General features: G+C 62.7%; 23 protein-coding genes. 18 read left to right on the top strand and 5 right to left on the bottom strand.

Translation table 11 applies throughout. From position 1 onward, the window contains the following. Positions 1-24: 24 nt before the first annotated feature. The 5 genes from R4P70_RS21610 to thyX all read right to left on the bottom strand — a co-directional run bounded on the left by R4P70_RS21610 (position 25) and on the right by thyX (position 7,315). Entirely contained in the window at positions 25-2,796 is a 2,772-nt protein-coding gene (locus R4P70_RS21610; RefSeq protein ID WP_019748180.1) for a DNA translocase FtsK, read from the bottom strand. Between the two features lie 124 nt (positions 2,797-2,920). Next, positions 2,921-3,544 (bottom strand): TIGR03085 family metal-binding protein, encoded by a 624-nt coding sequence (locus R4P70_RS21605; RefSeq protein WP_020969462.1) that lies wholly within the window; start codon positions 3,542-3,544, stop codon positions 2,921-2,923. Positions 3,545-3,603: 59 nt separating this feature from the next. Then, on the bottom strand, positions 3,604-5,613 hold the full coding sequence (locus tag R4P70_RS21600; protein ID WP_019748179.1) for a ribonuclease J: 2,010 nt from the start codon (positions 5,611-5,613) through the stop codon (positions 3,604-3,606). Next, entirely contained in the window at positions 5,614-6,519 is a 906-nt protein-coding gene (gene dapA, locus R4P70_RS21595; RefSeq protein ID WP_003942142.1) for a 4-hydroxy-tetrahydrodipicolinate synthase, read from the bottom strand. 43 nt (positions 6,520-6,562) lie between these two features. Beyond that, entirely contained in the window at positions 6,563-7,315 is a 753-nt protein-coding gene (gene thyX, locus R4P70_RS21590; protein ID WP_099697732.1) for an FAD-dependent thymidylate synthase, read from the bottom strand. Between the two features lie 154 nt (positions 7,316-7,469). On the opposite strand from thyX, the gene R4P70_RS21585 reads away from it, so the two are divergent. From R4P70_RS21585 to R4P70_RS21500, 18 genes are all read left to right on the top strand, one after another. Beyond that, positions 7,470-7,949 (top strand): toxin-antitoxin system HicB family antitoxin, encoded by a 480-nt coding sequence (locus R4P70_RS21585; RefSeq protein ID WP_021344051.1) that lies wholly within the window; start codon positions 7,470-7,472, stop codon positions 7,947-7,949. Between the two features lie 86 nt (positions 7,950-8,035). Then, on the top strand, positions 8,036-8,470 hold the full coding sequence (locus tag R4P70_RS21580) for an SRPBCC family protein (protein WP_020907512.1): 435 nt from the start codon (positions 8,036-8,038) through the stop codon (positions 8,468-8,470). A gap of 180 nt (positions 8,471-8,650) precedes the next feature. Then, on the top strand, positions 8,651-9,043 hold the full coding sequence (locus R4P70_RS21575) for a hypothetical protein (protein ID WP_283567509.1): 393 nt from the start codon (positions 8,651-8,653) through the stop codon (positions 9,041-9,043). 245 nt (positions 9,044-9,288) lie between these two features. Beyond that, entirely contained in the window at positions 9,289-9,648 is a 360-nt protein-coding gene (locus R4P70_RS21570) for an NADH-quinone oxidoreductase subunit A (RefSeq protein WP_003942165.1), read from the top strand. Between the two features lie 80 nt (positions 9,649-9,728). Further along, a complete protein-coding gene (locus tag R4P70_RS21565; RefSeq protein ID WP_003942234.1) occupies positions 9,729-10,283 on the top strand; it encodes a NuoB/complex I 20 kDa subunit family protein in 555 nt (184 codons plus the stop codon). Beyond that, complete coding sequence (locus tag R4P70_RS21560; RefSeq protein WP_019748174.1) at positions 10,280-10,942, top strand: NADH-quinone oxidoreductase subunit C; 663 nt, start codon at positions 10,280-10,282, stop codon at positions 10,940-10,942. The genes R4P70_RS21565 and R4P70_RS21560 overlap by 4 nt, the downstream gene beginning before the upstream one ends. Continuing rightward, a complete protein-coding gene (gene nuoD, locus R4P70_RS21555) occupies positions 10,942-12,273 on the top strand; it encodes an NADH dehydrogenase (quinone) subunit D (protein WP_317831707.1) in 1,332 nt (443 codons plus the stop codon). Before R4P70_RS21560 ends, nuoD begins: the two co-directional genes overlap by 1 nt. Then, positions 12,270-13,094, top strand: a complete 825-nt coding sequence (gene nuoE, locus R4P70_RS21550) for an NADH-quinone oxidoreductase subunit NuoE (RefSeq protein ID WP_020969458.1) — start codon at positions 12,270-12,272, stop codon at positions 13,092-13,094. The genes nuoD and nuoE overlap by 4 nt, the downstream gene beginning before the upstream one ends. Position 13,095: 1 nt before the next feature. After that, positions 13,096-14,415 carry an NADH-quinone oxidoreductase subunit NuoF gene (gene nuoF, locus R4P70_RS21545; RefSeq protein ID WP_019748171.1) on the top strand — a complete coding sequence of 440 codons (1,320 nt, stop codon included), beginning with the start codon at positions 13,096-13,098 and terminating at the stop codon, positions 14,413-14,415. Continuing rightward, entirely contained in the window at positions 14,412-16,829 is a 2,418-nt protein-coding gene (locus R4P70_RS21540) for an NADH-quinone oxidoreductase subunit G (protein WP_317831703.1), read from the top strand. Before nuoF ends, R4P70_RS21540 begins: the two co-directional genes overlap by 4 nt. Next, the gene (gene nuoH, locus R4P70_RS21535) at positions 16,826-18,181 is read left to right on the top strand and encodes an NADH-quinone oxidoreductase subunit NuoH (RefSeq protein ID WP_070385267.1); all 1,356 of its coding nucleotides are present in this window, start codon (positions 16,826-16,828) and stop codon (positions 18,179-18,181) included. The genes R4P70_RS21540 and nuoH overlap by 4 nt, the downstream gene beginning before the upstream one ends. After that, complete coding sequence (gene nuoI / locus R4P70_RS21530; protein ID WP_205907865.1) at positions 18,174-18,776, top strand: NADH-quinone oxidoreductase subunit NuoI; 603 nt, start codon at positions 18,174-18,176, stop codon at positions 18,774-18,776. Before nuoH ends, nuoI begins: the two co-directional genes overlap by 8 nt. Continuing rightward, on the top strand, positions 18,773-19,570 hold the full coding sequence (locus R4P70_RS21525; RefSeq protein WP_019748167.1) for an NADH-quinone oxidoreductase subunit J: 798 nt from the start codon (positions 18,773-18,775) through the stop codon (positions 19,568-19,570). Before nuoI ends, R4P70_RS21525 begins: the two co-directional genes overlap by 4 nt. After that, a complete protein-coding gene (gene nuoK / locus R4P70_RS21520) occupies positions 19,567-19,866 on the top strand; it encodes an NADH-quinone oxidoreductase subunit NuoK (RefSeq protein ID WP_003942238.1) in 300 nt (99 codons plus the stop codon). Before R4P70_RS21525 ends, nuoK begins: the two co-directional genes overlap by 4 nt. Before the next feature lies 1 nt (position 19,867). After that, the gene (gene nuoL, locus R4P70_RS21515) at positions 19,868-21,760 is read left to right on the top strand and encodes an NADH-quinone oxidoreductase subunit L (protein ID WP_317831699.1); all 1,893 of its coding nucleotides are present in this window, start codon (positions 19,868-19,870) and stop codon (positions 21,758-21,760) included. Continuing rightward, positions 21,754-23,358 (top strand): NADH-quinone oxidoreductase subunit M, encoded by a 1,605-nt coding sequence (locus R4P70_RS21510; protein ID WP_317831697.1) that lies wholly within the window; start codon positions 21,754-21,756, stop codon positions 23,356-23,358. The genes nuoL and R4P70_RS21510 overlap by 7 nt, the downstream gene beginning before the upstream one ends. Further along, a complete protein-coding gene (gene nuoN / locus R4P70_RS21505; RefSeq protein WP_021333586.1) occupies positions 23,355-24,950 on the top strand; it encodes an NADH-quinone oxidoreductase subunit NuoN in 1,596 nt (531 codons plus the stop codon). Before R4P70_RS21510 ends, nuoN begins: the two co-directional genes overlap by 4 nt. Before the next feature lie 4 nt (positions 24,951-24,954). Beyond that, positions 24,955-25,638 carry a lysoplasmalogenase gene (locus tag R4P70_RS21500; RefSeq protein ID WP_031333292.1) on the top strand — a complete coding sequence of 228 codons (684 nt, stop codon included), beginning with the start codon at positions 24,955-24,957 and terminating at the stop codon, positions 25,636-25,638. The last annotated feature ends 14 nt before the right edge of the window (positions 25,639-25,652 follow it).

Raw genomic sequence — 25,652 nt, 5'->3', positions numbered from 1 at the left:
GACGGCTTGTCCGCCGAGGTGTCCCTACTCGTCTGCGGGTGCCTCATCCGGGTCGCCGCCGCGAATCGACCACAGCAGACCGTCGAGTTCCTCAGGCTTCATGAGTACCTCGCGGGCCTTCGAGCCCTCGCTGGGTCCGACGACGCCACGATTTTCCATGAGGTCCATCAGTCGGCCGGCCTTGGCGAACCCGACTCGCAGCTTGCGCTGAAGCATCGACGTCGAACCGAACTGGCTGGTGATCACCAATTCCACGGCCTGCAAGAGGACATCCATGTCGTCGCCGATGTCGGGGTCGACGTCTTTCTTCTCCCCGGCCTTCTGCGCGGTGACACCTTCGGTGTACTCGGGCTCCGCCTGGTTCTTCGCGAAGTCGACGACCGCCGAGATTTCTTCGTCGGTGATGAACGCGCCCTGCATACGGGTCGGCTTACCCGCACCCATGGGCAGGAAGAGGCCGTCACCCATACCGATGAGCTTCTCGGCGCCTGGCTGATCGAGGATGACTCGCGAGTCCGTCAGTGAAGACGTCGCGAACGCCAGACGAGACGGCACGTTGGTCTTGATCAGGCCGGTGACGACGTCGACGGAGGGGCGCTGCGTTGCCAGCACCAGGTGGATACCGGCAGCACGGGCTTTCTGCGTGATGCGGACGATCGCTTCTTCGACGTCGCGGGGAGCGGTCATCATGAGGTCGGCCAGCTCGTCCACAATTGCCAGGATGTACGGGTACGGACGGTAGACGCGCTCGCTGCCCAGCGGGGCGGTGATTTCGCCGGACTTGACCTTGGAGTTGAAGTCGTCGATATGACGCACCCGGTTGGCCTGCATGTCCTGGTAACGCTGTTCCATCTCCTCGACCAACCAGGCCAGCGCTGCCGCGGCCTTCTTCGGCTGAGTGATGATCGGCGTGATCAGGTGCGGGATACCTTCGTACGGCGTGAGCTCGACCATCTTCGGGTCGATGAGGATCATCCGTACTTCTTCCGGCGTTGCTCGGGTGAGCAACGAGACGAGCATCGAGTTCACGAAGCTCGACTTACCCGAGCCGGTCGAACCTGCCACCAGAAGGTGGGGCATCTTCGCGAGGTTGGCACTGACGAAGTCACCTTCGATGTCCTTGCCCAGACCGATCACCAGTGGATGGTGATCGCGTCGGGTGCTCGGCGCGTTCAGCACGTCGGCGAGGCGAACCATTTCGCGGTCGGAGTTCGGTACCTCGATGCCCACCGCGGACTTACCCGGAATGGGGGCCAGGAGACGGACGTTGTCGGTAGCCACTGCATAGGCGATGTTGCGGGCGAGCGCGGTGATCTTCTCGACCTTCACGCCTGGGCCGAGTTCGACCTCGTACCGCGTCACTGTCGGGCCTCGGGTGAATCCGGTAACGGCGGCGTCGATCTTGAACTGTTCGAGGACCTCGCTGATCGCTTCGATCATCGCGTCGTTCGCAGAACTGCGGAGCTTGGGCGGGTCCCCTTCGATCAGCAACGTCGTCGGAGGGAGGTTGTAGTCGCCGTCGGTGACCCGATCGGTGACGAAGTGTTCCTTCTCCTCCGGCTCCGGTTCGGGTTTCGGCACAGGCTTGGCGATAGGGACGGAACGGGCCGGCACCTTGGGGCGCGGCGCCGGAGTCTCCACGACGGGCGCGGCAGCAGCCACGACGGGCTCGTCGGGTACTGCGGTGTCGTCGGCGTTCCACAGACCGAGTACTTCGGTCTTCTTGTCGCCGGATTCGAACTCGTCCGTCGGGTAGTTGTCGATCGGTGCGCGTCGGCTGGTCCGCTTGGCGGGCTTGAGCGGTGGCTCGGCGTAGGTGTCGACCGGGTAGCCGTCGGCGTCGAACAGTGAAGGATCGTAAGCAGATTCGCCGTAGTGGTGCTCGCCGTCCTCGTCGAATTCGGATCCGTAGTCGCCGTATTCGTCCGAGCGATACGAGGCACCGAAGAAGGACTGGAACTTGCTCGGCACCTCACGCAGCGTGGTTCCGGTCAGAAGGAGGATTCCGAATCCGGCGGCGATGACCAGCAGCGGCGCAGACAGCCAGACGGTGAGCCCGTTGGTGAGCGGGCCCCCCACGACGTACCCGACGAACCCTGCTCCGTTGGAGCGACCGGTGGAGTCTGTCGGTGAACCCGAGATGATGTGCCAGAGGCCGAGCGCCGGCAGACCGACCAGCAACGATCCCATGATCAGTCGGGGGCGGATCTCAGGTTTCGGTTCTGTGCGCATCAACAGGATCGCGAGGCCGACGCCGACGATGGGGAGCACGGCCGAGGCCGCGCCGAAGATAGCGCGCACAAGGGTGTCGATGCCGCCGCCGATCGGACCACCGGCCTTGAACCAGACGCCGCCGGCGATGACGACGCTGAATGCGATCAGGCCGAGCGCTATTCCGTCGCGGCGGTGGCCGGCTTCGATCTCGCCGACCTTACTGACGGTGCGTGTGGTGGCGCCGACGCCGCGGGCAGCCAGGGACCACCCGGCTCCGATTCCCTTGCCGACAGCCGCCAACGGGCTGGCCCGCTGAGACGTTTTCGATACCGGGCGGCGCGCGGCCGACGACGTACCGGAGGCCTTCTTGGGCGCTGGCTTGGAGCCTTTGCCCGAGGCCGGGCGCCCACCAGCCCTGGCCGAAGTCGTGACGTTCCGAGGAGTCGACACGGTCCGTGTGGTGCGCGAGGTGCGAGGTTTTGCGGTCGTGCGCGCACTCGGAGTGGAGGCTGACGACCTGGTCGATGCCCTGGACGTGGACGTGCTTGTACTGGATCCCCGGGCGCTCGACTTACCTGCCATGGAGTTCAGGCTAGTCTGTGCGACCCCATCTGGACCATCCGCAACACCAGCAACACTGGTCGCGAGTGCGAAACGTGATCTTCGCAACCCGTCGTTCGAGCGCCACTCAGGTAGAAAAAGGCAATCAGAAACTGCGATCGAGCGCCATCACGGATTGGACGTCGGCCAGTTCACCTTTGGCTTCGATCTTCACTTCGTTGCGACCGAATGCGTGCAGCAGCAACTCGGCGGGTTCGCCCTGCAAGACAACACTGCGAGAGCCGGATTTATGGACGACCGCACTCTCGCCGGAGGGAAGTTCGAAAATTACCTCGACAGCAGCCTTGCGGTAGCCCATCTTGCCGATCTGGCGTGCGTACTTCCACAGCTGAGCCTGCCGACCCTCCGACAACGGACGCGGCGCCCAGTTCAGATGTGCGCGGCGTACGTCTTCGTGGTGAACGAACATCTCGGTGGTGTTGACCTGCGCGTCGAGCCAGTACATCGGCGACCATCGCGGCGGCCCGCTCCGAACGTCGTCGAGGATCTCGTCCCACGGACGCGCCGCTGCGGCCTTTCGCACGCTCTCGGTGTGACCGGCAAGAGGGCTCAACATGATTCCGGGAGCGGCGTCGAGACGCCGCTCCCGGACAATCAGATGTGCTGCCAGGTCACGATTGGTCCACTCCCCACACAGTGTCGGAGCATCGGGGCCGAACTCGACCATGCTGTCAACCAGGGCGAGTCGTTCGTCATGAGCGAAGGTCACCTTCGCCAAAGTACTCGAACCGGACCGGGTTCGAGCGGAAGCGACCTGCTGTGCCGAATCTACGGAACCGCGATGACCGTCGGAATGATCATCGGACGGCGGCGGTACTTGTCCGCGACCCAGCGTCCGACGACGCGGCGCACGGACTGCGCGATGCGATGAGCGTCGATGACGCCTTCGCTCGCCAACCGGGCCAGGTCCGATTCCACGAGATCCGCGGCGGCCTTGAGTGCCGTCGGATCGTCGGAGAAGCCGCGACCGGACACCTCGGGAGTGCTGACTGCGCGTCCTGTCGACTCGTTGATGACGATGGTGATGGCGATGAAGCCGCCTTCACCGAGTACGAGGCGATCGGAGAGCGTCGGCTCGCCGACGTCGCCGACTGAAAGACCGTCGACGTAGACGTGTCCGACCGGTACGCGTCCCACGATCTCGGCGAGGCCGTCGACCATATCGACCACGACGCCGTCCTCGGCCAGCACGATGCGCTCTTCCGGAACGCCGGTGGCCTTGGCAAGGGCGGCGTTGGCACGCAGGTGGCGCCATTCACCGTGGACGGGCATGGCGTTGGTGGGCCGAACCGCGTTGTACAGGTAGAGCAGCTCACCGGCGGACGCGTGGCCCGAGACGTGAACCTTGGCGCTCTGCTGAGTCACGACGGTGGCACCGCGCTTGGCCAAGCCGTTGACCACGGCGAAAACGGAGTTCTCGTTGCCCGGGATCAGGGAGGACGCGAGAACGACCAAGTCGTTGGCCCGGATGTTGATTTGGCGGTGCTCGCCGCGCGCCATCCTCGAGAGCGCTGCCAACGGCTCACCCTGCGAACCCGTGGAGATGAGAACGAGGCGATCGTCGGGAAGGGTGGCGGCGGTGTCGATGTCGACGACCAGGCCGTCTGGCACCGTGAGGTAGCCGAGATCCTGGGCGATCTGCATGTTGCGGACCATCGAGCGGCCGACGAAGACGATGCGACGGTTGTACCGAGCGGCAACGTCGACGACCTGCTGGATGCGGTGCACGTGGCTGGCGAACGATGCCACGATGACGCGCTGCTTCGCCTTGCCGATGACGTTGTCGAGCACTCCCCCGATTTCACGCTCGGGCGTGACGAATCCCGGGACCTCGGCGTTGGTCGAGTCCACGAGGAACAGGTCGACACCCTCGTCGCCCAGGCGGGAGAAACCGGCGAGGTCGGTCAGGCGGCCGTCGAGAGGCAACTGATCGAGCTTGATGTCACCGGTGTGCAGTACAACTCCGGCGTCGGTGCGAATCGCGATCGCGAGCGCGTCGGGAATCGAGTGGTTGACGGCGAAGTACTCGCAGTCGAACGGGCCGTGAGTGGTGGTGTTTCCTTCGACGACCTCGACGAGGTTCGGTCGCAGGCGATGCTCGCGGCACTTGGCGGCAACGAGGGCGAGAGTGAACTTCGCGCCGATGACCGGAATGTCCGCGCGCAGGCGCAGCAAGAACGGCAGAGCACCGATGTGGTCCTCGTGGCCGTGAGTCAAGATGACGGCTTCGACGTCGTCCATACGGTCTTCGATGTAGCGGAAGTCCGGGAGGATCAGGTCGACGCCGGGCTGCTGGTCCTCGGGGAACAGCACACCGCAGTCGACGATCAGCAACTTGCCGCGGTGCTCGAACACCGTCATGTTGCGACCGATTTCGCCGATGCCACCGAGAGCGACGATGCGCAGACCTGATGCCGGCGCCTTCGGGGGTGTTCCGAGGCGACCGGTGGGATCGACGGCCGGACGGTTCTCGGGGCGCTTGTTTCCGCGCCCGTTGCCCGCCTTCGACGCTGCCGGACGGTTGCCGCCGGCAGATTTGCGTGGCGACCTGTCTTCGGTCGATTTCTTGGGTGCAGCAGATTTGGTGGCGGCGGACTTGGTCGCTGCAGATTTGGCTGCTGCGGCCTTCTTGGGCGGGGCGGCTGCGGCGGGGGCCGCTTCTGCCGCCGGCGCAGCTGGTGCCTCTACCGGTGCGGCCTTCGCGGCCGTTTCGGGAGCCGGAGGCGAAGGCGGACCGGCTTGACGACTGGCACTACGACGTCGGGGGGGACGGGTCATTTACAAAACTCCTGCCGCATGCAGATCGGCGGCAAGACCGTCGATCTGCTCTTTAGTGGGTGCAACCTGCGGAAGGCGTGGTTCTCCGACATCGATTCCGATGAGTCGCAGACCCGCCTTCGAAGCGCTGACACCGCCGAGGCGGGCAACGGAACGAATCACAGGGATCAAACTGAGGTTTATCTCGCGTGCGCGGGCGATGTCGCCGGACACGAACGCGGTGTGGAGGTCGCGGAGGCGACCCGGAACGAGATGGCCGATGACGCTGACGAAGCCGGTAGCACCGACAGCGAGCCACGGCAGGTTCAGCGGGTCGTCACCGGAGAAGAACTGAAGCTCGGTGGTGCCGATCAACTCTGCGCCGGCGTTGAGGTCGCCCTTGGCATCCTTGACGGCCTTGATCCGCGGGTGCTCGGCGAGTCGGCGGATCGTTTCGGTCTCGATGGGGACGACGGAGCGGGGCGGAATGTCGTACAACATGACGGGCAGGTCGGTCGCGTTGGCGACGGCGGTGAAGTGTGCAAAGAGTCCGGCCTGGGGCGGACGCGAGTAGTACGGGGTGACGACGAGCAGACCGTGCGCACCGGCGCGAGCCGCGTCACGGGCGAGTTCGACACTGTGGGCGGTGTCGTTGCTCCCGGCGCCTGCAACGATCTTCGCGCGGTTGCCGACGGCGTCGATCACTGCGCGGAGCAGGTCGAGCTTCTCGGACTCGGTGGTGGTGGGAGACTCACCGGTCGTGCCGGCAAGAACGAGGCCGTCGCAGCCGTTGTCGACGAGATGGGCTGCGAGGCGCACTCCCGCGTCGACGTCCAACTTCCCGTCGGCAGTGAACGGGGTCACCATCGCAACGGAAATGGTGCCGAACGGACGCTCGACAAGAGAAGCGGAATCACCGTAGGTCATGGTCAGAAGGTTACCCGGTTCAGCTCTTACTTCTGCACACGAGTCACGACTCGGCCGCAAATGCACTGACGGCGATTTCCGATCCGTCGCTTCCGCGGAGAATCTCGTAGTCCCCGAACACATTTGGGGCGACGTCACGAAGCTGACGTAGGCACTCGATCGCGACTCGCCGGATCTCGACGTCGGCATGTTCGGTGGCGCGCATCTCGACGAAGTGCCGCCAGGCCCGATAGTTCCCGGTCACGACCAAGCGCGTCTCGGTTGCGTTGGGCAGCACCGAGCGCGCAGCTTGCCTGGCTTGCTTGCCACGCATCGGGGCACCGGGCACTGATTGCAATTTCCCCTCGAGGGCGGTCAGCAGTTCGCCGTAAGCGCGACGGCTCTCGTCGGTGGCAGACAGAAACAGTGCTTCGAGCTCGGGATCACCTTCGACCGCGGGAGGCACGACAACGTTCGCATCATTCTCGCGAACGAATCGCTGCGAGAGTTGCGAGTACGAGAAGTGCCGGTGACGAATCAATTCGTGAGTGCACGAGCGCGAGATACCAGTGATGTAGAAGCTCACCGTCGCGTGCTCTAGCACCGAAACGTGTCCGACCTCGAGCAGATGTCTGAGGTAGCCGGCGTTGGTTGCGGTTCGCGGATTCGGCTTGGACCAACTCTGGTAGCAGGCTCGGCCGGAGAACTCGACGAGCGCTTCGCCGCCATCCGCGTCCGTCTCCCACGGAATGTCCTCGGGCGGGAAGAACTCGGACTTCGCCACCAACTGCACTTCCAGCGACACCGTGTTCGGCACAACCCACTCCTCGACAAGCACGAAACGACCAGCACGAAACCCGGGCGCCGTTCGCCTCAGGTGCTGGGCAACTCTATAGCGGTTGCGCTCCCCCGAGATCGAGTGACGTCACCACACCCTTGACTGACGTCACTTTTGACGTCAGTCTGGTGTCATGGACATTTCGGAGTACACCGCGAAGCTGCAGAATGACCTCGTCACCGCAGCCGAACTCGGCGACGATCACACGCGCCGGATTGCGGCGTCGTTGTCCGCCGCCATCGAACCCTCGGTCCGCCTGGTCTTGTTGGCCGCGGCGACGGAGTTGGCCAAGGAGATCGGGACCAAACTCGACGGCCGTGAGGTCAGGGTCAACCTCGACGGCAACGAGATCGTGACCGACGTCGTCCGCCCGACGAATTCGACCGGCGGCGAGGGCGGAAACGAGAAGGCAGACGATGAGAGAAAGGACTCCACTTACTCGTTCGACGACGTCAGCGGCGATATCAGCCGAGTGACGTTGAGGATGATGGAGCAGATCAAAGCCCGCGCCGAGGAGGCAGCCAATCAGAACGGAGTCTCCCTCAACTCGTGGGTTTCACAAGCCGTTCAGGGCGCATTGCGGGACCAGATGCGCAAGAACGGCATGGACTAGTTCGACGCCACCCTGATCGCCGATGATCTAATTGCGCAACTGCAGTAATCACGAACCGTTGCCGCAAGGCGAGAAGGAGCACGTTCATGGCCGTTTCGGGCGTCAAGGAATTCGAGATCAAAGCTGATCCGGAAACGGTGATGAAGGCCGTAGCTGCAGTCGATCGGCTGCCGGAGTGGTCGTCTGCGCACAAGAAGATCACCATCGAGAGCACTCACGACGACGGTCGCCCCCATCGCGTTCGCATGGCCGTGTCCATTCTGGGAATCAACGACGAGCAGGTAGTCGACTACACCTTCGAGGGCGACGACAAGGTGACCTGGACACTCGTCGAGAGCGGCCAGCAGAACCAGCAGGACGGCTCGTACGTCTTGACTCCCACCGACGGTGGAACCAAGGTCACCTTCGAACTGACCATCGATCCCAAGATCCCGCTGCCGGGCTTCCTGGTGAAGAAGGCGCAGAAGACGGCCCTGGAAACTGCAAGCAAGGGCCTGACGAAGTTCGTCGAAAACTTCTGAGCGCACACGCAATTCAGGCGGCCCTTACTTCGGCGTTCATCGCCGGGTAGGGGCCGTTTGCCGTGAAGCCCAGCTGCGATTTCTCGGAAGTTCTTGCCGATGTTGAACATTCGCCGGTAGCCGTGGACCGCCCGGAGTAACGTCGGCCGCGTGTCCGCCGAGACCGCAGAGCCCAACTCCATGGCACCCGTGCGCATCCTCGTCTACAGCGACGACGCACACACCCGCGAGCAAGTTCGGCTCGCTCTCGGAGAGCGCCCACATCCTTCGATGCCCACCATCGACTACGTCGAGGTCGCGACCGCGCCGATCGTCGTCGACAAGCTCGATGCCGGCGGAATCGATCTCGCCATCCTCGACGGCGAGGCGAGTCCGGCGGGCGGCATGGGCGTCGCGAAACAACTCAAGGACGAGATCGTCGACTGTCCACCGATCCTCGTACTGACCGGTCGACCCGACGATGCGTGGCTGGCGTCGTGGTCGCGAGCGGAAGCCTCAGTGCCGCAGCCGATAGATCCGATGGAACTCTCTTCCACCGTCATCGCGCTTCTGCGTCGGCAACTGAGCCTGTGAGCACCCGTTGCAGCGGTGATTCGTTGCGGCGCCGACTACTTCGGACTTTCGAGAGCGAAACTCGGCACCTCGAAAATCAACCCAATGTCGGAGGCCTCCCCTAGTGTGGGTGTCGCAGGTCACATAAGTGTCGAATTGCTGGCAGTATCGAAATCGAACGGCACCTTCGGGTTAACGGCACCTTCGGGTTAACGGCACCTTCGGGCTAGGCGGACATCCGCACAGCGGAGAGGAGTTCGGGTGAGATGAACGCTTACATCCCCATTCTCGTTCTCGGGGTCATCGCGATGGCCTTCGCTGTGGTGTCGGTTGTTCTCGCGTCCGTGGTCGGCCCGAAGCGGTACAACAGGGCGAAACTCGAAGCCTACGAATGCGGAATCGAACCGGCACCCCGTACCGCTGGTGGCGGACGGTTTCCCGTCAAGTTCTATCTGACGGCAATGCTGTTCATCATCTTCGACATCGAGATCGTTTTCCTCTATCCGTGGGCGGTGCATTTCGATTCGCTCGGCTTGTTCGGCCTCGCGGCGATGGGCCTTTTCATAGTCAACGTCTCGGTGGCATACGCATACGAATGGCGACGAGGCGGTCTCGGTTGGGACTAGCTCAGCGAACACAGGAACAGCACACACGAGTCAGACAAAACCGGTCACACCGCAGCTGTTACGACTGAAAAGAGTCGGATATGGGTCTCGAAGAAAAGCTCCCCAGCGGATTTCTACTGACCACGGTCGAGGGCCTGGCAGGTTATGCCCGCAAAGGATCACTGTGGCCTGCCACCTTCGGGCTCGCGTGCTGCGCCATCGAGATGATGGCAACCACGTCGGGTCGCTTCGACCTGGCGCGGTTCGGTATGGAGGCATTCCGCGCGTCGCCGCGACAGGCAGACCTTCTGATCGTGGCCGGGCGGGTCAGCCAAAAGATGGGCCCGGTACTTCGTCAGGTCTACGACCAGATGGCCGAGCCGAAATGGGTTCTGGCCATGGGTGTATGCGCGTCGTCCGGCGGAATGTTCAACAACTACGCAGTGGTTCAGGGCGTCGACCACATCGTGCCGGTCGACATCTACTTGCCCGGCTGTCCGCCGCGGCCGGAGATGCTCCTGAACGCGATCATCGAACTGCACCGAAAGATCCAGGAAATGCCCCTCGGCGTGAACCGCGAAGAGGCACGCGCGGCAGCCGAGCGCGCCGCACTGGCATCCACCCCCACCATCGACATGAAGGGGCTGCTGCGATGACCTCGGGTAACACCGGCGCGAGAGGGATGTTCGGGGTCCGCGGCACTGGCGACACCTCGGGCTACAGCAGGCTTGCCCCTCCGATCTCTCTAGAGGACAAGGCTTCTCGACCCTTCGGCGGTTATTTCGATGCAGTCGCGGATTCGTTGGACGCGGCATTGAGCAGCGCGGGTGGCACTTTCACCGCTGCAGTCGAGCGTGTGGTGATCTTTCGAGACGAGATGACGCTGCACGTCGAACGCTCCCACTTGCCGCAGGTTGCGCGAAGACTGCGCGACGAACCGGACCTTCGCTTCGAGCTCTGCCTGGGTGTCGACGGAGTGCACTACCCGCAGGACACCGGTCGTGAACTGCACGCCGTGTATCCACTTGCCTCGATTACGCACAACCGCCGAATCAGGCTGGAAGTATCTGTGCCGGATTCCGATCCGCATATTCCGTCGATCGTCGGGATCTACCCGACCAATGACTGGCATGAACGCGAGACGTACGACTTCTTCGGGATCGTCTTCGACGGTCATCCGGCCCTGACCCGCATCGAGATGCCCGACGACTGGAAAGGCCACCCCCAGCGGAAGGACTATCCGCTCGGCGGTATCCCGGTCGAGTACAAGGGCGCCCAGACTCCGCCTCCCGACGAGCGTAGGTCGTACAACTGATGAACGAGACGACAGGAAGCAACTCCGGTGCCACGACGGAAACCGTCGTCACGGCATCGGGTCAGGACTGGGACGACATCGTCACCGCGGCCGCCCGCCAGCGAACCGGCGAGGCGGAACGGATCGTGGTCAACATGGGCCCACAGCATCCGTCCACTCACGGGGTCTTGCGCCTCATTCTCGAGATCGAGGGTGAGACGGTCGTGGAAGCTCGATGTGGAATCGGCTACCTGCACACCGGAATCGAGAAGAATCTCGAATTCCGGAACTGGACGCAGGGTGTCACTTTCGTTACTCGAATGGACTACCTGTCACCGTTCTTCAACGAAACCGCGTATTGCCTCGGGGTCGAGAAACTTCTCGATATCACCGACGACATTCCCGAGCGAGCCACCGTCATTCGCGTGATGATGATGGAACTCAATCGGATCTCCTCACATCTCGTGGCCCTGGCGACCGGCGGAATGGAACTGGGCGCCGTAACGGCGATGCTGTTCGGATTCCGCGAGCGCGAATTGATTCTGGACGTGTTCGAGACGATCACCGGACTGCGGATGAATCACGCCTACATCAGGCCTGGTGGTCTCGCTCAGGATCTACCCGACGGGTCGGTCGCGAAGGTTCGGGAATTGTTGAAGGTCCTACCGAAACGGTTACGTGACGTCGAACTGATGCTCAGCGACAACTCCATCTGGAAAGCACGTACCCAGGGAATCGGATATCTCGATCTCACCGGCTGTATGGCGCTCGGGGTGACGGGGCCGGTCCTTCGCGCCACAGGTCTCCCCCACGATCAGCGTCGAGCGCAGCCGTACTGCGGCTACGAGAACTACGAGTTCGACGTCGTGACACACGACGGATCCGATTGCTACGGAAGGTACGTCATCCGCGTCGATGAGATGAAGGAGTCCCTCAAGATCGTGGAGCAGTGCCTCGACAAGCTGCAACCGGGCCCGGTCATGGTGGACGACAAGAAGATCGCCTGGCCTGCCGATCTCGCTGTCGGACCGGATGGCCTCGGCAACTCGCAGAAGCACATCGCCAAGATCATGGAGTCCTCCATGGAAGGTCTGATTCACCATTTCAAACTGGTCACCGAGGGTATCCGCGTGCCGCCAGGTCAGGTGTACGTCGCCGTCGAGTCTCCGCGTGGCGAACTGGGGGTGCACATGGTCAGCGACGGGGGAACCCGGCCGTACCGCGTCCATTTCCGGGACCCGTCGTTCACCAACCTTCAAGCGGTCGCCGCGATGTGTGAGGGAGGCATGGTGTCCGACGTGATCGCTTCGGTTGCCAGTATCGATCCCGTCATGGGCGGAGTGGACCGATGACCGGCCCGAACGGCTCGTCACGCGTGTTCATCGAACTCGGGCCGCGCCCGGAGGAGCCCACGCAATTGGTACGCCCTGGCGCACGATCGAGCTATCCACCCGACGTACTCGCCCGACTCGACGCCGACGCCGAAACCGTCATCGCTCGTTACCGTGAGCCTGACGCCGCCGCGACCACCAGTCGATCCGCCCTGTTGCCGCTCCTTCATCTCGTGCAATCCGAGGACGGGTACATCACCCCGGCCGGGATCGATTTCTGCAGTGCCAAGCTGGGATTGACGGGCGCCGAGGTCGCCGCAGTTTCCACCTTCTACTCCATGTATCGCCGGGGGCCGACGGGTGAGTATCTTGTCGGAGTCTGCACCAACACGCTGTGCGCGATCATGGGCGGCGACGACATCCTCGCGGCACTCGAAGAGCACCTGGGCTCGACAGGCTCCAGAGACGAAGGTGGACACTCCATCTCGACGTCCGACGGTAAGATCACCCTGGAACACATCGAGTGCAATGCGGCGTGCGACTACGCCCCCGTCATGATGATCAACTGGGAGTTCTTCGACAATCAGACCCCGGAATCGGCGCGCTCACTCGTCGATGCGCTCCGCGCCGGAGAGCGCGTGACACCCGATCGCGGTGCCACGCTGTGCTCGTTCCGGCAGACTGCGCGCACTCTGGCTGGTTTTCCGGATACGCGAATCGAGGCAGCCGAAGCGCAGACCGTCGGCGATGCAACTCTTGCCGGACTACGTATCAGCCGATCTCTCGACGACAACCCACCCGGCTCGGCCTCCGCGGCCGACGCTCCCGGCGAAGGGAAGTGACATGACACTCGCCCCCGTCCTGAGTCGATACTGGGATCAACCGAATTCATGGACCCTCGACAGCTACCTTCGCCGCGACGGCTACCAGGCGCTGCGCAAAGCGCTGGCCACGCCCCCCGACGCCGTGATCGAAACCGTCAAGGACGCGGGCCTGCGCGGACGTGGCGGCGCGGGCTTCCCGACCGGCCTCAAGTGGAGCTTCATCCCCCAGGTCTCCGAAGACAAGCCAGGAGACGGCAAGCCTCACTACCTCGTCGTCAATGCCGACGAGTCCGAACCGGGCACATGCAAGGACATGCCGTTGATGATGGCGACCCCACACACGTTGGTGGAGGGAGTGATCATCGCGGCGTACGCAATTCGAGCAGCGAAGGCGTTCATCTACGTCAGAGGTGAGGTTGTCCCGGTTCTGCGGCGCCTACAGACCGCTGTCGCCGAGGCTTACGCGGCTGGATATCTGGGCCGCAACGTCCTCGGTTCGGGTTTCGATCTGGATCTCGTCGTCCATGCCGGAGCCGGCGCCTATATCTGTGGGGAAGAGACGGCTCTCCTCGATTCGTTGGAGGGACGACGCGGTCAGCCCCGCCTGCGGCCGCCGTTCCCCGCTGTCGCCGGTCTCTATGCCTGCCCGACCGTCGTCAACAACGTCGAGTCCATCGCGAGTGTTCCGTCGATCGTCCTGGGCGGCCCGGAGTGGTTCCGGTCGATGGGAAGTGAGAAGTCACCGGGATTCACGCTGTATTCGCTCTCGGGTCATGTCACCACACCCGGCCAGTACGAGGCTGAACTCGGAATCACCTTGCGCGAGCTGCTCGAATACGCAGGCGGGGTCCGCGCTGGACACACCCTCAAATTCTGGACTCCCGGCGGATCCTCGACACCGATCTTCACCGACGAACATCTCGATGTCCCACTCGACTACGAGGGCGTCGGCGCCGCGGGATCCATGCTCGGTACCAAGGCCTTGCAGATATTCGACGAGACAACCTGCATCGTGCGTGCGGTGTTGCGATGGACCGAGTTCTACGCTCACGAATCCTGCGGTAAATGCACGCCGTGCCGCGAGGGCACGTACTGGCTGGTGCAGATCCTGCGTCGGCTCGAAGGTGGAACAGGAACCGAGGCCGATCTCACCAAACTTCTCGATATCTCGGACACGATCCTCGGAAAGTCCTTCTGCGCGTTGGGTGATGGAGCGACCAGCCCGATCATGTCTTCCTTGAAGTACTTCCGCGAGGAATACGTAGCGCATTTCGACGGTAACGGATGCCCGTTCGATCCTCACCGGTCCGTTCTCGCGACAGGAGCGTTCGTCTCATGACTGCAGCCGACGCCACCACTGGAACCGATGCGGCACCGCCGATTGATCTCGTCACCCTCACCATCGACGGCCGGGAACTCCAGGTCCCCCAGGGCACGTTGATCATTCGCGCTGCGGAGATGATCGGCACCCAGATTCCGCGGTTCTGCGATCATCCTCTATTGGACCCGGTCGGTGCTTGCCGCCAGTGCATCGTGGAAGTCGAGGGTCAACGCAAGCCGGTGGCGTCCTGCACGACACCGGTTGCGGACGGAATGGTCGTCACCACACAGCTCACGTCGCCTGTGGCCGAGAAGGCGCAACGCGGGGTGATGGAACTCCTGCTCATCAACCACCCTCTGGACTGCCCCGTGTGCGACAAGGGCGGCGAGTGTCCGCTCCAGAACCAGGCGATGTCGACCGGTCGCACCGAATCCCGGTTCGGTGAGGAGAAAAGGACCTACCCCAAGCCCATCCCCCTCTCGTCCGAGATCCTCCTCGACCGCGAGCGTTGTGTCCTCTGCGCCAGGTGTACGCGATTCTCGAGTCAGATCGCCGGCGACCCGTTCATCGATCTACTCGAGCGCGGCGCACTTCAACAGGTCGGGATCTACGCCAACGAGCCCTTCGAGTCCTACTTCTCGGGCAACACCATCCAGGTTTGCCCGGTCGGCGCGCTCACCAGTACGGCATATCGATTCCGGGCGCGACCGTTCGATCTGGTGTCCAGCCCCAGCGTGTGTGAACACTGCGCCGACGGATGTGCTCAGCGCACCGACCACCGTCGCGGAAAGGTTCTCCGTCGTCTCGCCGGGGACGACCCCGACGTCAACGAGGAATGGAATTGCGACAAGGGGCGCTTCGCTTTCACGTACACGACCCAAGGTGATCGGATCACCACTCCCCTGATCCGCAACGCTGACGGCGAATTGATTCCGGCGTCGTGGCCCATGGCACTCGACCTCGTTGCGCGATCCTTCGCGCAGGCCCGCGGTGACGCAGGCGTACTCGTCGGCGGACGCTCTACCTTGGAGGACGCCTACGCCTACGGTAAGTTCGCGCGAGTTGCTCTCGCTACCAACAACATCGATTTCCGAATCCGCGCTCACTCAGCCGAAGAGGAAGGTTTCCTCTCAGCTCACGTCGCTGGCCGCACACTCGAAGAGTCGGTGACTTACCAGGACCTCGAATCTGCCCCGACCGCGTTGCTGGTAGCTCTCGAGCCCGAGGAGGAGTCACCGATCATCTTCCTGCGACTGCGCAAGGCCGCACGTTTCGGCAAGACGACTGTGCTCTCCAGCGCGCCATTCGCTACGCGCGGCCTGCAGAAGATGGGCGGTGGTCTACTTCGGACCGTACCCGGAAGTGAAGCAGCTCTGATGGATTCGTTGTCCCACCCCAGCAGTGAGGAGGGTCAGCTCCTCCGGCAGCCCGGTGCTGTGATCCTGCTGGGTGAGCGACTGAGTGCGGTAGCAGGCGGCTTCGCCGCGGCGCTGCGACTCGCCGAATCGACGGGAGCTTCTTTGGCCTGGGTACCACGCCGCGCTGGTGATCGCGGCGCCGTCGAGGCCGGCGCGCTACCGGGATTGCTTCCCGGCGGACGCCCCGTTGCGGACCCGGCAGCACGTCAGGAGGTGGAATCAGTGTGGGGGGCCTCCATCCCGGCATCCGACGGTCGCGACGCCGCGAGTCTGCTGGATCCGGGGCAGACGACTGCTGCGCTTCTTGTCGGCGGCGTCGAGTTGAGTGATCTCCCGAACCCGGCGAGGGCAAGGGCCGCGATCGAAGCCGCAGGGTTCGTTGTGAGTTTGGAGATCCGTCACAGCGGAGTCACCGAACTCGCCGACGTCGTCTTCCCGGTGGCACCGGTCGCCGAGAAGCCCGGAACCTTCCTCGACTGGGAAGGCCGCGAGCGCGTGTTCGACACCGCGTTGAGAACGACAGGGGTAATGCCGGATCAGCGCGTTCTCCACGCGATCGCAGCCGAGATGGGCATCGATCTGGGCCTACCCGACGCAGATTCCGCACGCTCGGAGATACACCGCCTCGGCGCTTGGTCCGGATCGCGCCCCACCTCGCCTCAGGTCCCGTCAGGCACCATGCCCACACCGGCACTGGGCGAGGCAGTGTTGTCGAGTTGGCGAATGTTGCTCGACAACGGCCGATTGCAAGACGGCGAGCCCAACCTGGCGGGCACGGCACGGCCGTCGCTCGTGCGTTTGTCGGCCGAGACCGCTGCCGAGATCGGCGCCGACAACGACGATCACGTTGCGGTGTCGACTGAATCCGGTTCCATCACATTACCGTTGGAGATCACCGACCTCCCGCCTCGAACAGTCTGGCTCCCGCTCAATTCACCGGGTAGCACGATCTACGAAACGCTCTGCGTCACCGCGGGGTCCGTGGTGAAGATTGCGAAGGCGGGAGCGCAATGAACACCCACGAGTACGGGACGGTCGCAGCTCCGGTCGACCTGTCGGCGTTCGGGCACGACCCGTGGTGGTTGGTGATCGGCAAGGCTCTCGCAATCTTCGTGTTCCTCGTACTCACCCCGCTGGTGGCGATCTACGCGGAACGAAAGGTCATGGCACGCATGCAGATGCGTGTCGGACCGAACCGCGTCGGCCCCCGTGGAATGCTCCAGAGCCTCGCTGACGGAATCAAGCTCGCCCTCAAGGAGGGCATCACACCGACCGGCGCCGACAAACCGATTTACCTCCTCGCGCCCGTCATCGCGGTCGTGCCCGCCTTCATGGCGTTTGCTGTCATCCCGTTCGGTCCACAGGTGTCGATTTTCGGAACCCGGTCACCCCTGCAACTGACCGATCTACCGGTCGGCGTTCTGTACATCCTGGCCGTCACTTCTATCGGTGTGTACGGGATCGTCCTTGCCGGCTGGTCTTCGGGATCGACGTATCCCCTACTGGGCGCACTTCGATCGACCGCTCAGGTCATCTCGTACGAGGTAGCGATGGGCCTGTCTTTCGCTGCCGTTTTCCTCTACGCCGGCACGATGTCCACGTCCGGCATCGTCGACGCCCAACAGGGAGCCTGGTACGTCTTTCTCCTCCTGCCGTCCTTCCTGATCTACGTGACAGCCATGGTCGGCGAAACCAACAGGGCTCCCTTCGACCTTCCCGAGGCCGAGGGTGAGCTGGTAGGTGGGTTCCACACCGAGTACTCCTCCCTCAAGTTCGCGATGTTCATGCTGGCCGAGTACGTGAACATGGTGACGGTGTCCGCTCTGGCCACCACGCTGTTTCTGGGCGGGTGGCACGCACCGTTCCCGTTCAATCTTTGGGACGGCGCCAATTCCGGTTGGTGGCCGGTGCTGTGGTTTGTCGCGAAAGTGTGGGGCTTCCTCTTCGTCTTCATCTGGTTGCGCAGCACGCTTCCTCGATTGCGCTACGACCAGTTCATGAATCTCGGCTGGAAGGTTTTGATCCCAGCAGCTTTGGTATGGGTGATGGTGATCGCGACCGTTCGTGCGTTCCGCAACGAGGGCTACAACACCTGGGTCGTACTTCTCTGCGTCGCACTGGTTCTCGGAGCTGCGCTCCTGATCGTGTTGGCCGGGACTTACCGCGGCCGACGCCGAACTGCCGCGTTGGTCACCGCTTCGGGGACCTTGCCTTTCGATGCAATGTCGGGCGGCTTCCCGGTTCCACCGCTGCCTGGTCAAAAACTGCCTGGTCAAAAACTGCCTGGTCAAAAACTGCCTGGTCAGAACGTGCCACCGCCGCGACGCACAGATGTTTCCGACACATCGGAGGACTCCCATGCCTGAATTCCTCGGACCTATCGCGGGTTTCGGAGTGACGCTCTCGACCATGTTCAAGAAACCCGAGACCGAGTTCTATCCGGAGGAGAAGCGCCCCACCGCGCCCGGATACCACGGTCGCCATCAACTCAACCGGTATGCGGACGGACTCGAGAAGTGCATCGGTTGCGAACTGTGTGCCTGGGCCTGCCCCGCCGACGCGATCTATGTCGAGGGTGCTGACAACACCGAAGAAGAACGGTTCTCCCCCGGTGAGCGCTACGGGCAGGTGTATCAGATCAACTACCTGCGGTGCATCGGCTGCGGCCTCTGCGTCGAGGCCTGCCCCACTCGGGCCCTCACGATGACCAACGAGTACGAGATGGTCGACGACAATCGAGCTGGATTGATCTACGAGAAGGACCGACTGCTCGCGCCCCTGAAACCCGACATGACAGCGCCACCACACGCGCTGCGTCCCGGCACAACTCAGGACGACTACTACCGCGGCGACATCACAGCAGTACCCGAACAAGCAGCACCCGAACAAGCAGCACCCGAACAAGCAGCACCCGAACAGCCAGCACCCGAGAGAGAGCCGAACCCGGAGACCGAGAAATGATCGCGGCGGTCACCACCACGATCCTGGCGGAGGGAACGATGACATCGACCTCCACCGGCGAGGCGGTGCAGTTCTGGATCCTCGGAACCCTTGCGGTGATCAGCGCTTTGGGTGTCGTCGCCGCTCCCAAGGCCGTCTACTCTGCACTCTTCCTTGCGATGACGATGATCATCCTGGCCGTGTTCTACATTGTGCAGGGCGCACTGTTCCTGGGTGTCGTTCAGATCGTCGTCTATACCGGCGCGGTGATGATGTTGTTCTTGTTCGTCCTGATGCTGGTGGGCGTGGATTCTTCGGACTCCCTGGTCGAAACGCTACGCGGACAACGAGTCAGCGCGATCGTGATCGGCGTCGGATTCGGGCTACTCCTTATCGGCGGCCTCGGAAATGCGTCGATCTCGGGCTTCACCGGATTCACCGGACTCGACCAGGGCAACATCGACGCACTCGCCGATCTCATCTTCATCCGCTACGTCTGGGCCTTCGAACTGACCGGCGCACTGCTGATCACGGCGACACTCGGCGCAATGATGCTCGCACACCGGGAGAAGATCGGAGCCACACTCAGCCAACGCGAACTCTCCAAGCAACGATTCGCGTACCTGGGCAGCGATGAAGACAATCCCGAAAAGGGCTCGGCCACTCCACTCCCCAGTCCCGGCGTGTACGCACGTCACAACGCAGTGGACATGCCGGCCTTGTTGCCGGACGGAACATTCTCGACGCTCTCGGTCAGCAGCGCGCTCACTCCACGTTCCCCGGATCCGAGCACCGGTGAGGAGACTCAGCGATGAATCCCGAGAACTATCTGTATCTGTCCGTCCTGTTGTTCACGATCGGAGCTGCAGGAGTCCTCCTGCGCCGCAACGCCATCGTGGTGTTCATGTGTATCGAATTGATGCTCAACGCCGCCAACTTGGCGTTCGTGACCTTCGCGCGCATGCACGGCAATCTGGACGGCCAGATCTTCGCCTTCTTCACGATGGTGGTCGCTGCGGCCGAAGTAGTCGTCGGCCTGGCAATCATCATGATCATCTTCCGATCTCGGCGTTCTGTATCCGTCGACGACGCAGACCTGCTGAAGTACTGATATGTCAGGAGGAATCACGTCCGCCATCTGGTTGCTCCCCGCCCTGCCGCTGTGCGGCGCCGCTGTCCTTTTGCTGGCCGGTCGTCGCACGAACGCGTGGGGTCACCTGCTTGCCTGCGTCATGGCTATCGCGTCGTTTGTCGTCGCAGTGGTGTTTTTCATCGCCATGCTCGGCCGTGACACCGCCGACCGCACCGTCACCGAGCACCTGTTCAGTTGGGTCCCGGTCGACAGTCTTCAGGTCGAGTTCGGACTGCAACTGGACCAACTGTCGATGTGTTTCGTTCTGCTCATCACCGGTGTAGGTTCGCTGATCCACATCTACTCGGTCGGATACATGGCGCACGACCCCGAGCGTCGTAAGTTCTTCGCGTACCTCAATCTTTTCCTCGCTGCAATGCTGCTTCTGGTGCTCGCCGACAACTTCCTCGGACTCTACGTCGGCTGGGAAGGCGTCGGTTTGGCGTCATACCTGCTGATCGGCTTCTGGCAGCACAAGCCGTCGGCGGCGACTGCCGCCAAGAAGGCTTTTGTCGTCAATCGGGTGGGCGACATCGGATTGATGATCGCAATGATGTTGATGTTCAGCACATTCGGCTCGCTCTCGTTCAGCAATGTCTTCGGCGACGCGTCCGGCGCAAGCGAAGGTGTCCTGACGGCGATCGGTCTGATGCTCCTCCTCGCTGCGTGCGCGAAGTCGGCGCAAGTGCCGCTGCAGGCGTGGCTCGGCGACGCGATGGAGGGCCCCACCCCCGTTTCGGCTCTGATTCACGCGGCCACGATGGTCACCGCCGGCGTCTACTTGATCGTGCGCTCCAATCCGATCTTCGATCTCGCGCCCGACGCTCAACTCGTGGTTGTCATCGTCGGTGCCGTGACGCTCCTGTTCGGTGCGATCATCGGCTGTGCGAAGGACGACATCAAGAAAGCGCTCGCCGCATCGACCATGAGTCAGATCGGATACATGGTCCTGGCCGCGGGTCTCGGACCAGCCGGATACGCCTTCGCAATCCTTCATCTGATCACCCACGGATTCTTCAAGGCGGGCCTGTTCCTCGGCGCCGGCTCCGTGATGCACGCGATGAACGACGAAACCGACATGCGGCGCTACGGCGGACTCCGAGCGTTCATGCCACTGACTTTTGTCACGTTCGGGCTCGGATATCTTGCCATCATCGGTGTTCCGCCGTTTGCCGGGTTCTTCTCCAAGGACAAGATCATCGAGGTTGCAATCGGCGAGGGCGGCGTCAAGGGTGTTGTGCTTGGCATCGTCACGCTCTTGGGTGCGGCGCTCACTGCCTTCTACATGAGCCGCGTGATGCTGATGACCTTCTTCGGGAAGGCCCGCTGGGAGAACCAGAAACCTCACGAATCTCCGGCGGTGATGACGTCTCCGATGATCATTCTGGCGGTGGGATCCGTCGGGGCCGGCATGCTCCTGACCATCGGGTCCAGCTTGCAGAACTGGCTGGAACCGGTAGTCGGCTCCCATCACGTCGAACCGCCGATACCCGCATGGTCGATCACCGCGCTGGCGCTGCTCGCAGTCGCCGCCGGCGTCGCGATTGCTTATCGCGAGTACGCCACCCGGGAGATTCCCGTGGTGGCACCGACTCCGGTTTCTCCGTTGACCGTTGCGGCTCGCCGTGATCTGTACGGTGACGCCTTCAACGAGGCGGTGTTCATGAAGCCGGGACAACAACTCACCAAGTCGCTGGAAGTGGTCGACACCAAGGGAATAGGCGGCGTCGTGGGTAGCTTTGCGGTGGTCGTCACCGGGTTGTCCACGCTCACGCGGAAGCTGCAGACCGGGTTCGTTCGTTCGTACGCGCTGGTGATGTTTGTCGGAGCAACACTCGTGGTCGCGACAATGATGGCGGTGACACTGTGGTGATCGAAGCGGCGGTGAGCGACTCTGTGACCAATGCCGGCTTCCCTGCGCTGACGGCGCTCTGGCTGCTTCCGCTCATCGGAGCGGGTGTTGTCCTCGCTCTGCCTGCACGGTCGTACCAATTTGCCAAATCTCTCGCGCTGGCAGTGTCCGTGGCAGTCCTGGTGATCGCCGGCGGTCTCGGAGTTGCGTTCGACCGCGGCGGCGGGCAGTTTCAGTTCGTCGAAAGCCATAGCTGGATACCGGCTTTCGGTACCAGCTACACACTCGGGCTTGACGGCATCGCACTCGTTCTGGTTCTTCTCACCGCAGTGCTGGTGCCATTACTACTGATCGCGGGCTGGAACGACGTCCCCGCGGACCCAACATCACCCAAGCGGATGCCGCACACCTATTTCGCGCTGATCCTTGTTGTCGAGTCCATGGTGATGATTTCGTTCAGCGCCTTGGATATTCTCCTGTTCTATATTTTCTTCGAGGCAATGCTGATACCGATGTATTTCCTCATCGGCGGGTTCGGCGGAGTGGGCAGATCTCGCGCAGCCGTGAAGTTTCTGCTCTACAACCTCCTCGGCGGCCTGGTTATGCTCGCTGCGGTCATCGGCCTGTACGTGGTCACCACGCGCGACGAGAGTCCCTTCACCAGCGGCACTTTCGACTTCCGAGCGATCGCGTCCGCGGCGAGCAGCGGTGAACTCGGCGTCGGACCCGGGGTGCTCAACGCCCTGTTCCTCGGATTCATGTTCGCGTTCGCGGTCAAGGCACCGCTCTGGCCGCTGCACAGTTGGTTGCCGGACTCCGCGGTGGAATCGACTCCGTCGACAGCAGTGTTGATGATGGCGGTCGTGGACAAGGTAGGCACCTTCGCGATGATTCGCTACTGCCTGCAACTGTTCCCGGAGTCGTCGTCGACTTTTGCACCGTGGATCATCACGCTCGCCGTGATCGGAATCGTCTACGGCGCAATACTGGCGATCGCGCAGACAGACGTCATGCGACTGATCGCCTACACGTCGATTTCACACTTCGGCTTCATCATTCTCGGAATCTTCGCGATGACCAGCCAGAGCCAGGCAGGTTCCGCGCTGTACATGGTCAATCACGGAATCTCCACTGCCGCGCTGTTCTTGATTGCGGGCTTCCTGGTCTCGCAGCGAGGTACACGATCGATCGCAGCGTACGGCGGCGTCCAGAAAGTCGCACCCGTCCTGGCCGGCACATTCCTCGTTGCGGGGTTGGCAACACTGTCTCTGCCGGGTCTCGCTCCGTTCGTCAGCGAGTTCCTGGTGCTGATCGGAACGTACTCGCGCTACCACGTGGCCGCTATCGTGGCGACTGTCGCGCTTGTACTGTCCGCGATCTACATACTCTGGCTCTATCAGCGCATGATGGGCGGACCGGTGAAGGAAGGGCAGGGAACGATCCGCGACCTCGCGCGACGCGAACTCGTGGTGGTCGCCCCTCTGATCGCACTCCTCCTGCTTCTCGGCATCTACCCCAAGCCTGCCTTGGACGTCATCACTCCTGCAGTGAGCCACACGGTCGTCTACGAGGCACCGACGCCGCTCGTCGCCGACCACGAAGGAGGTGCCCACAAATGAGTTCCTTCAACGACGTGACCATCCTCGGCTCGGCCGACGCGGCATCACCCAGTATCGAATACAGCCTGCTCGCACCGATGTTGATCGTGTTCGGTGTTGCGGTGGTCGGGGTACTCATCGAAGCCTTTGCACCCCGGCGTATTCGGTACCCAGTGCAACTCGTCCTCGGTGTCGGAGGTTTGGCGGCCGCATTCGTGGCAGTGCTTCTGCTCGCCGGCACGCGGTCGACGGCGATGATGGGTTCTGTTGCTGTCGACGGACCGACGCTGTTCTTGCAGGCCACGATCCTTCTTGTGTCGATCCCCGCGGTACTGCTGATTGCCGAGCGAGGCTCGGGCAACACCGCCCAAGTGATTGCGCAACATGACGCGCTCGGCAGTTTCACCCCTCAAGCGTCGAGCGTCCCGGGAAGTGTTGCGGAGCAAGAAGCAGTGAAGGTCGGTATCGCCCAGACCGAAGTCTTTCCGCTCACGCTCTTTGCGGTCGGCGGTATGTTGTTGTTTCCGGCTTCGAACGATCTACTGACGATGTTCGTTGCGCTCGAAGTGTTCTCACTGCCTCTGTATCTCCTGTGCGGTCTGGCACGTAGACGTCGCCTGCTCTCCCAGGAAGCTGCGCTCAAGTACTTTCTGCTCGGGGCATTTTCGTCGGCGTTCTTCGTTTTCGGAATTGCGTTGCTGTACGGCTATGCCGGGACGGTCACGCTCTCCGGTATCGCCGACGCAGCACGCATCGGGTCGGGCACCGACGCCTTCCTCTGGCTCGGAACGGCCCTGGTGGCAGTGGGGTTGCTGTTCAAAGTCGGTGCAGTGCCGTTTCATTCGTGGATTCCCGACGTCTATCAAGGGGCGCCGACGCCGATCACCAGTTTCATGGCGACTGCGACCAAGATTGCCGCGTTCGGCGCCATCCTTCGCGTCTTCTACGTGGCCCTGCCCAATGAATACGTGAACTGGCGCCCGCTGATGTGGGCGGTCGCGATTCTCACGATGGTTGTCGGATCGATCGTTGCAGTGACGCAGACCGATATGAAGCGAATGCTGGCCTATTCGGCTATCGCGCACACCGGATTCATTCTGACCGCCGTGGTGGCGGACTCGGATGCCGGCCTCGCCTCGGCGATGTTTTATCTTCTGGCTTACGGATTCAGCACCGTGGGTGCGTTCGCCGTCGTCAGTGTGGTCCGGGACGCTGACGGTGAGGTCGCTGCGCTGTCGCGCTGGGCCGGATTGGGCAGACGCTCACCATTGGTCGGCGTTGTGTTTGCACTGTTCCTGTTGGCTTTCGCCGGGATTCCGTTGACCAGTGGGTTCATCGGAAAGTTCGCGGTGTTCAGCGCGGCCGCCGAGGGTGGGGCCGCGCCTCTCGTGATCGTCGGCGTCCTGTGCAGCGCGATCGCCGCCTACTTCTACGTGCGAGTGATCGTGTTGATGTTCTTCACCGAATCGGCGGAAGACGCACCGACCGTCGTGGTGCCGAGTGCACTGACCAGCAGTGTGATCGGCCTCGGCGCCGGTGTAACGCTCATCCTCGGCATACTCCCCCAGCCGGCGCTCGATCTCGCCGAGCGTGCAGCGGACTTCGTGCACTGAGCCGATGCGTGAATCTGTTCGCGACGCCGGACTGCCGAGTACCTTCCGGTCGCCATGGTTTGTCGGGTTTTCCGCGGTGGCGATTCTTCATCTGATCCTGAATGCCGCTGATGCTGTGCCCTGGGACGGGATCACCAAGGTCATGCTCGCGCCGATTCTGGCTGCCTGGGTTGTCGACCAAGGCGGACCGAGGATTGTTGCTGCTGCGCTGATTGCCTGCGCTTTCGGAGACCTGTTCCTGATCTGGGACTCCACGTTTGTCATCGGGATGGCCGCCTTCGCGATCGGTCACGTCTGTTTCATCCGATTCTTTCTCTCGCACGGCGCTCTTCGGGAGATACGAAGGCGGCCATGGTTTTTGTGCGCGTACGCCGTTGCCGGAATTGCCCTTGTGTCGTACGCCTGGACCGGTCTCGAACCGGCACTTCGGATTGCCGTCCCTGTGTACGCCGCAATCCTGGTGGGAACCGCGTCCACCGCACTGGCCTACAACACGATCACCGGTATCGGCGGCGCACTGTTCCTCACCTCTGACGCCCTGATCCTGCTCGGTCAGGCGAACAAGTGGCAGCCTGCCGCTGCCGGCATCTGGATCATGACGCTGTACATCCTTGCGTTGTTGCTCCTGACCGTCGGAATCCTCGGCCGGAGTAACACGGCATACCGTCCATTGGCGCCCACGCTGTAAGGATCAGCAACCAG

Origin of the sequence: Rhodococcus sp. IEGM 1241 (assembly GCF_033142365.1) — a bacterium.
In the GTDB taxonomy this organism is placed as follows: domain Bacteria; phylum Actinomycetota; class Actinomycetes; order Mycobacteriales; family Mycobacteriaceae; genus Rhodococcus_F; species Rhodococcus_F erythropolis.
Note: the sequence above shows the minus strand (reverse complement) of the source record. Positions and strands in the feature narration are given on the sequence as shown.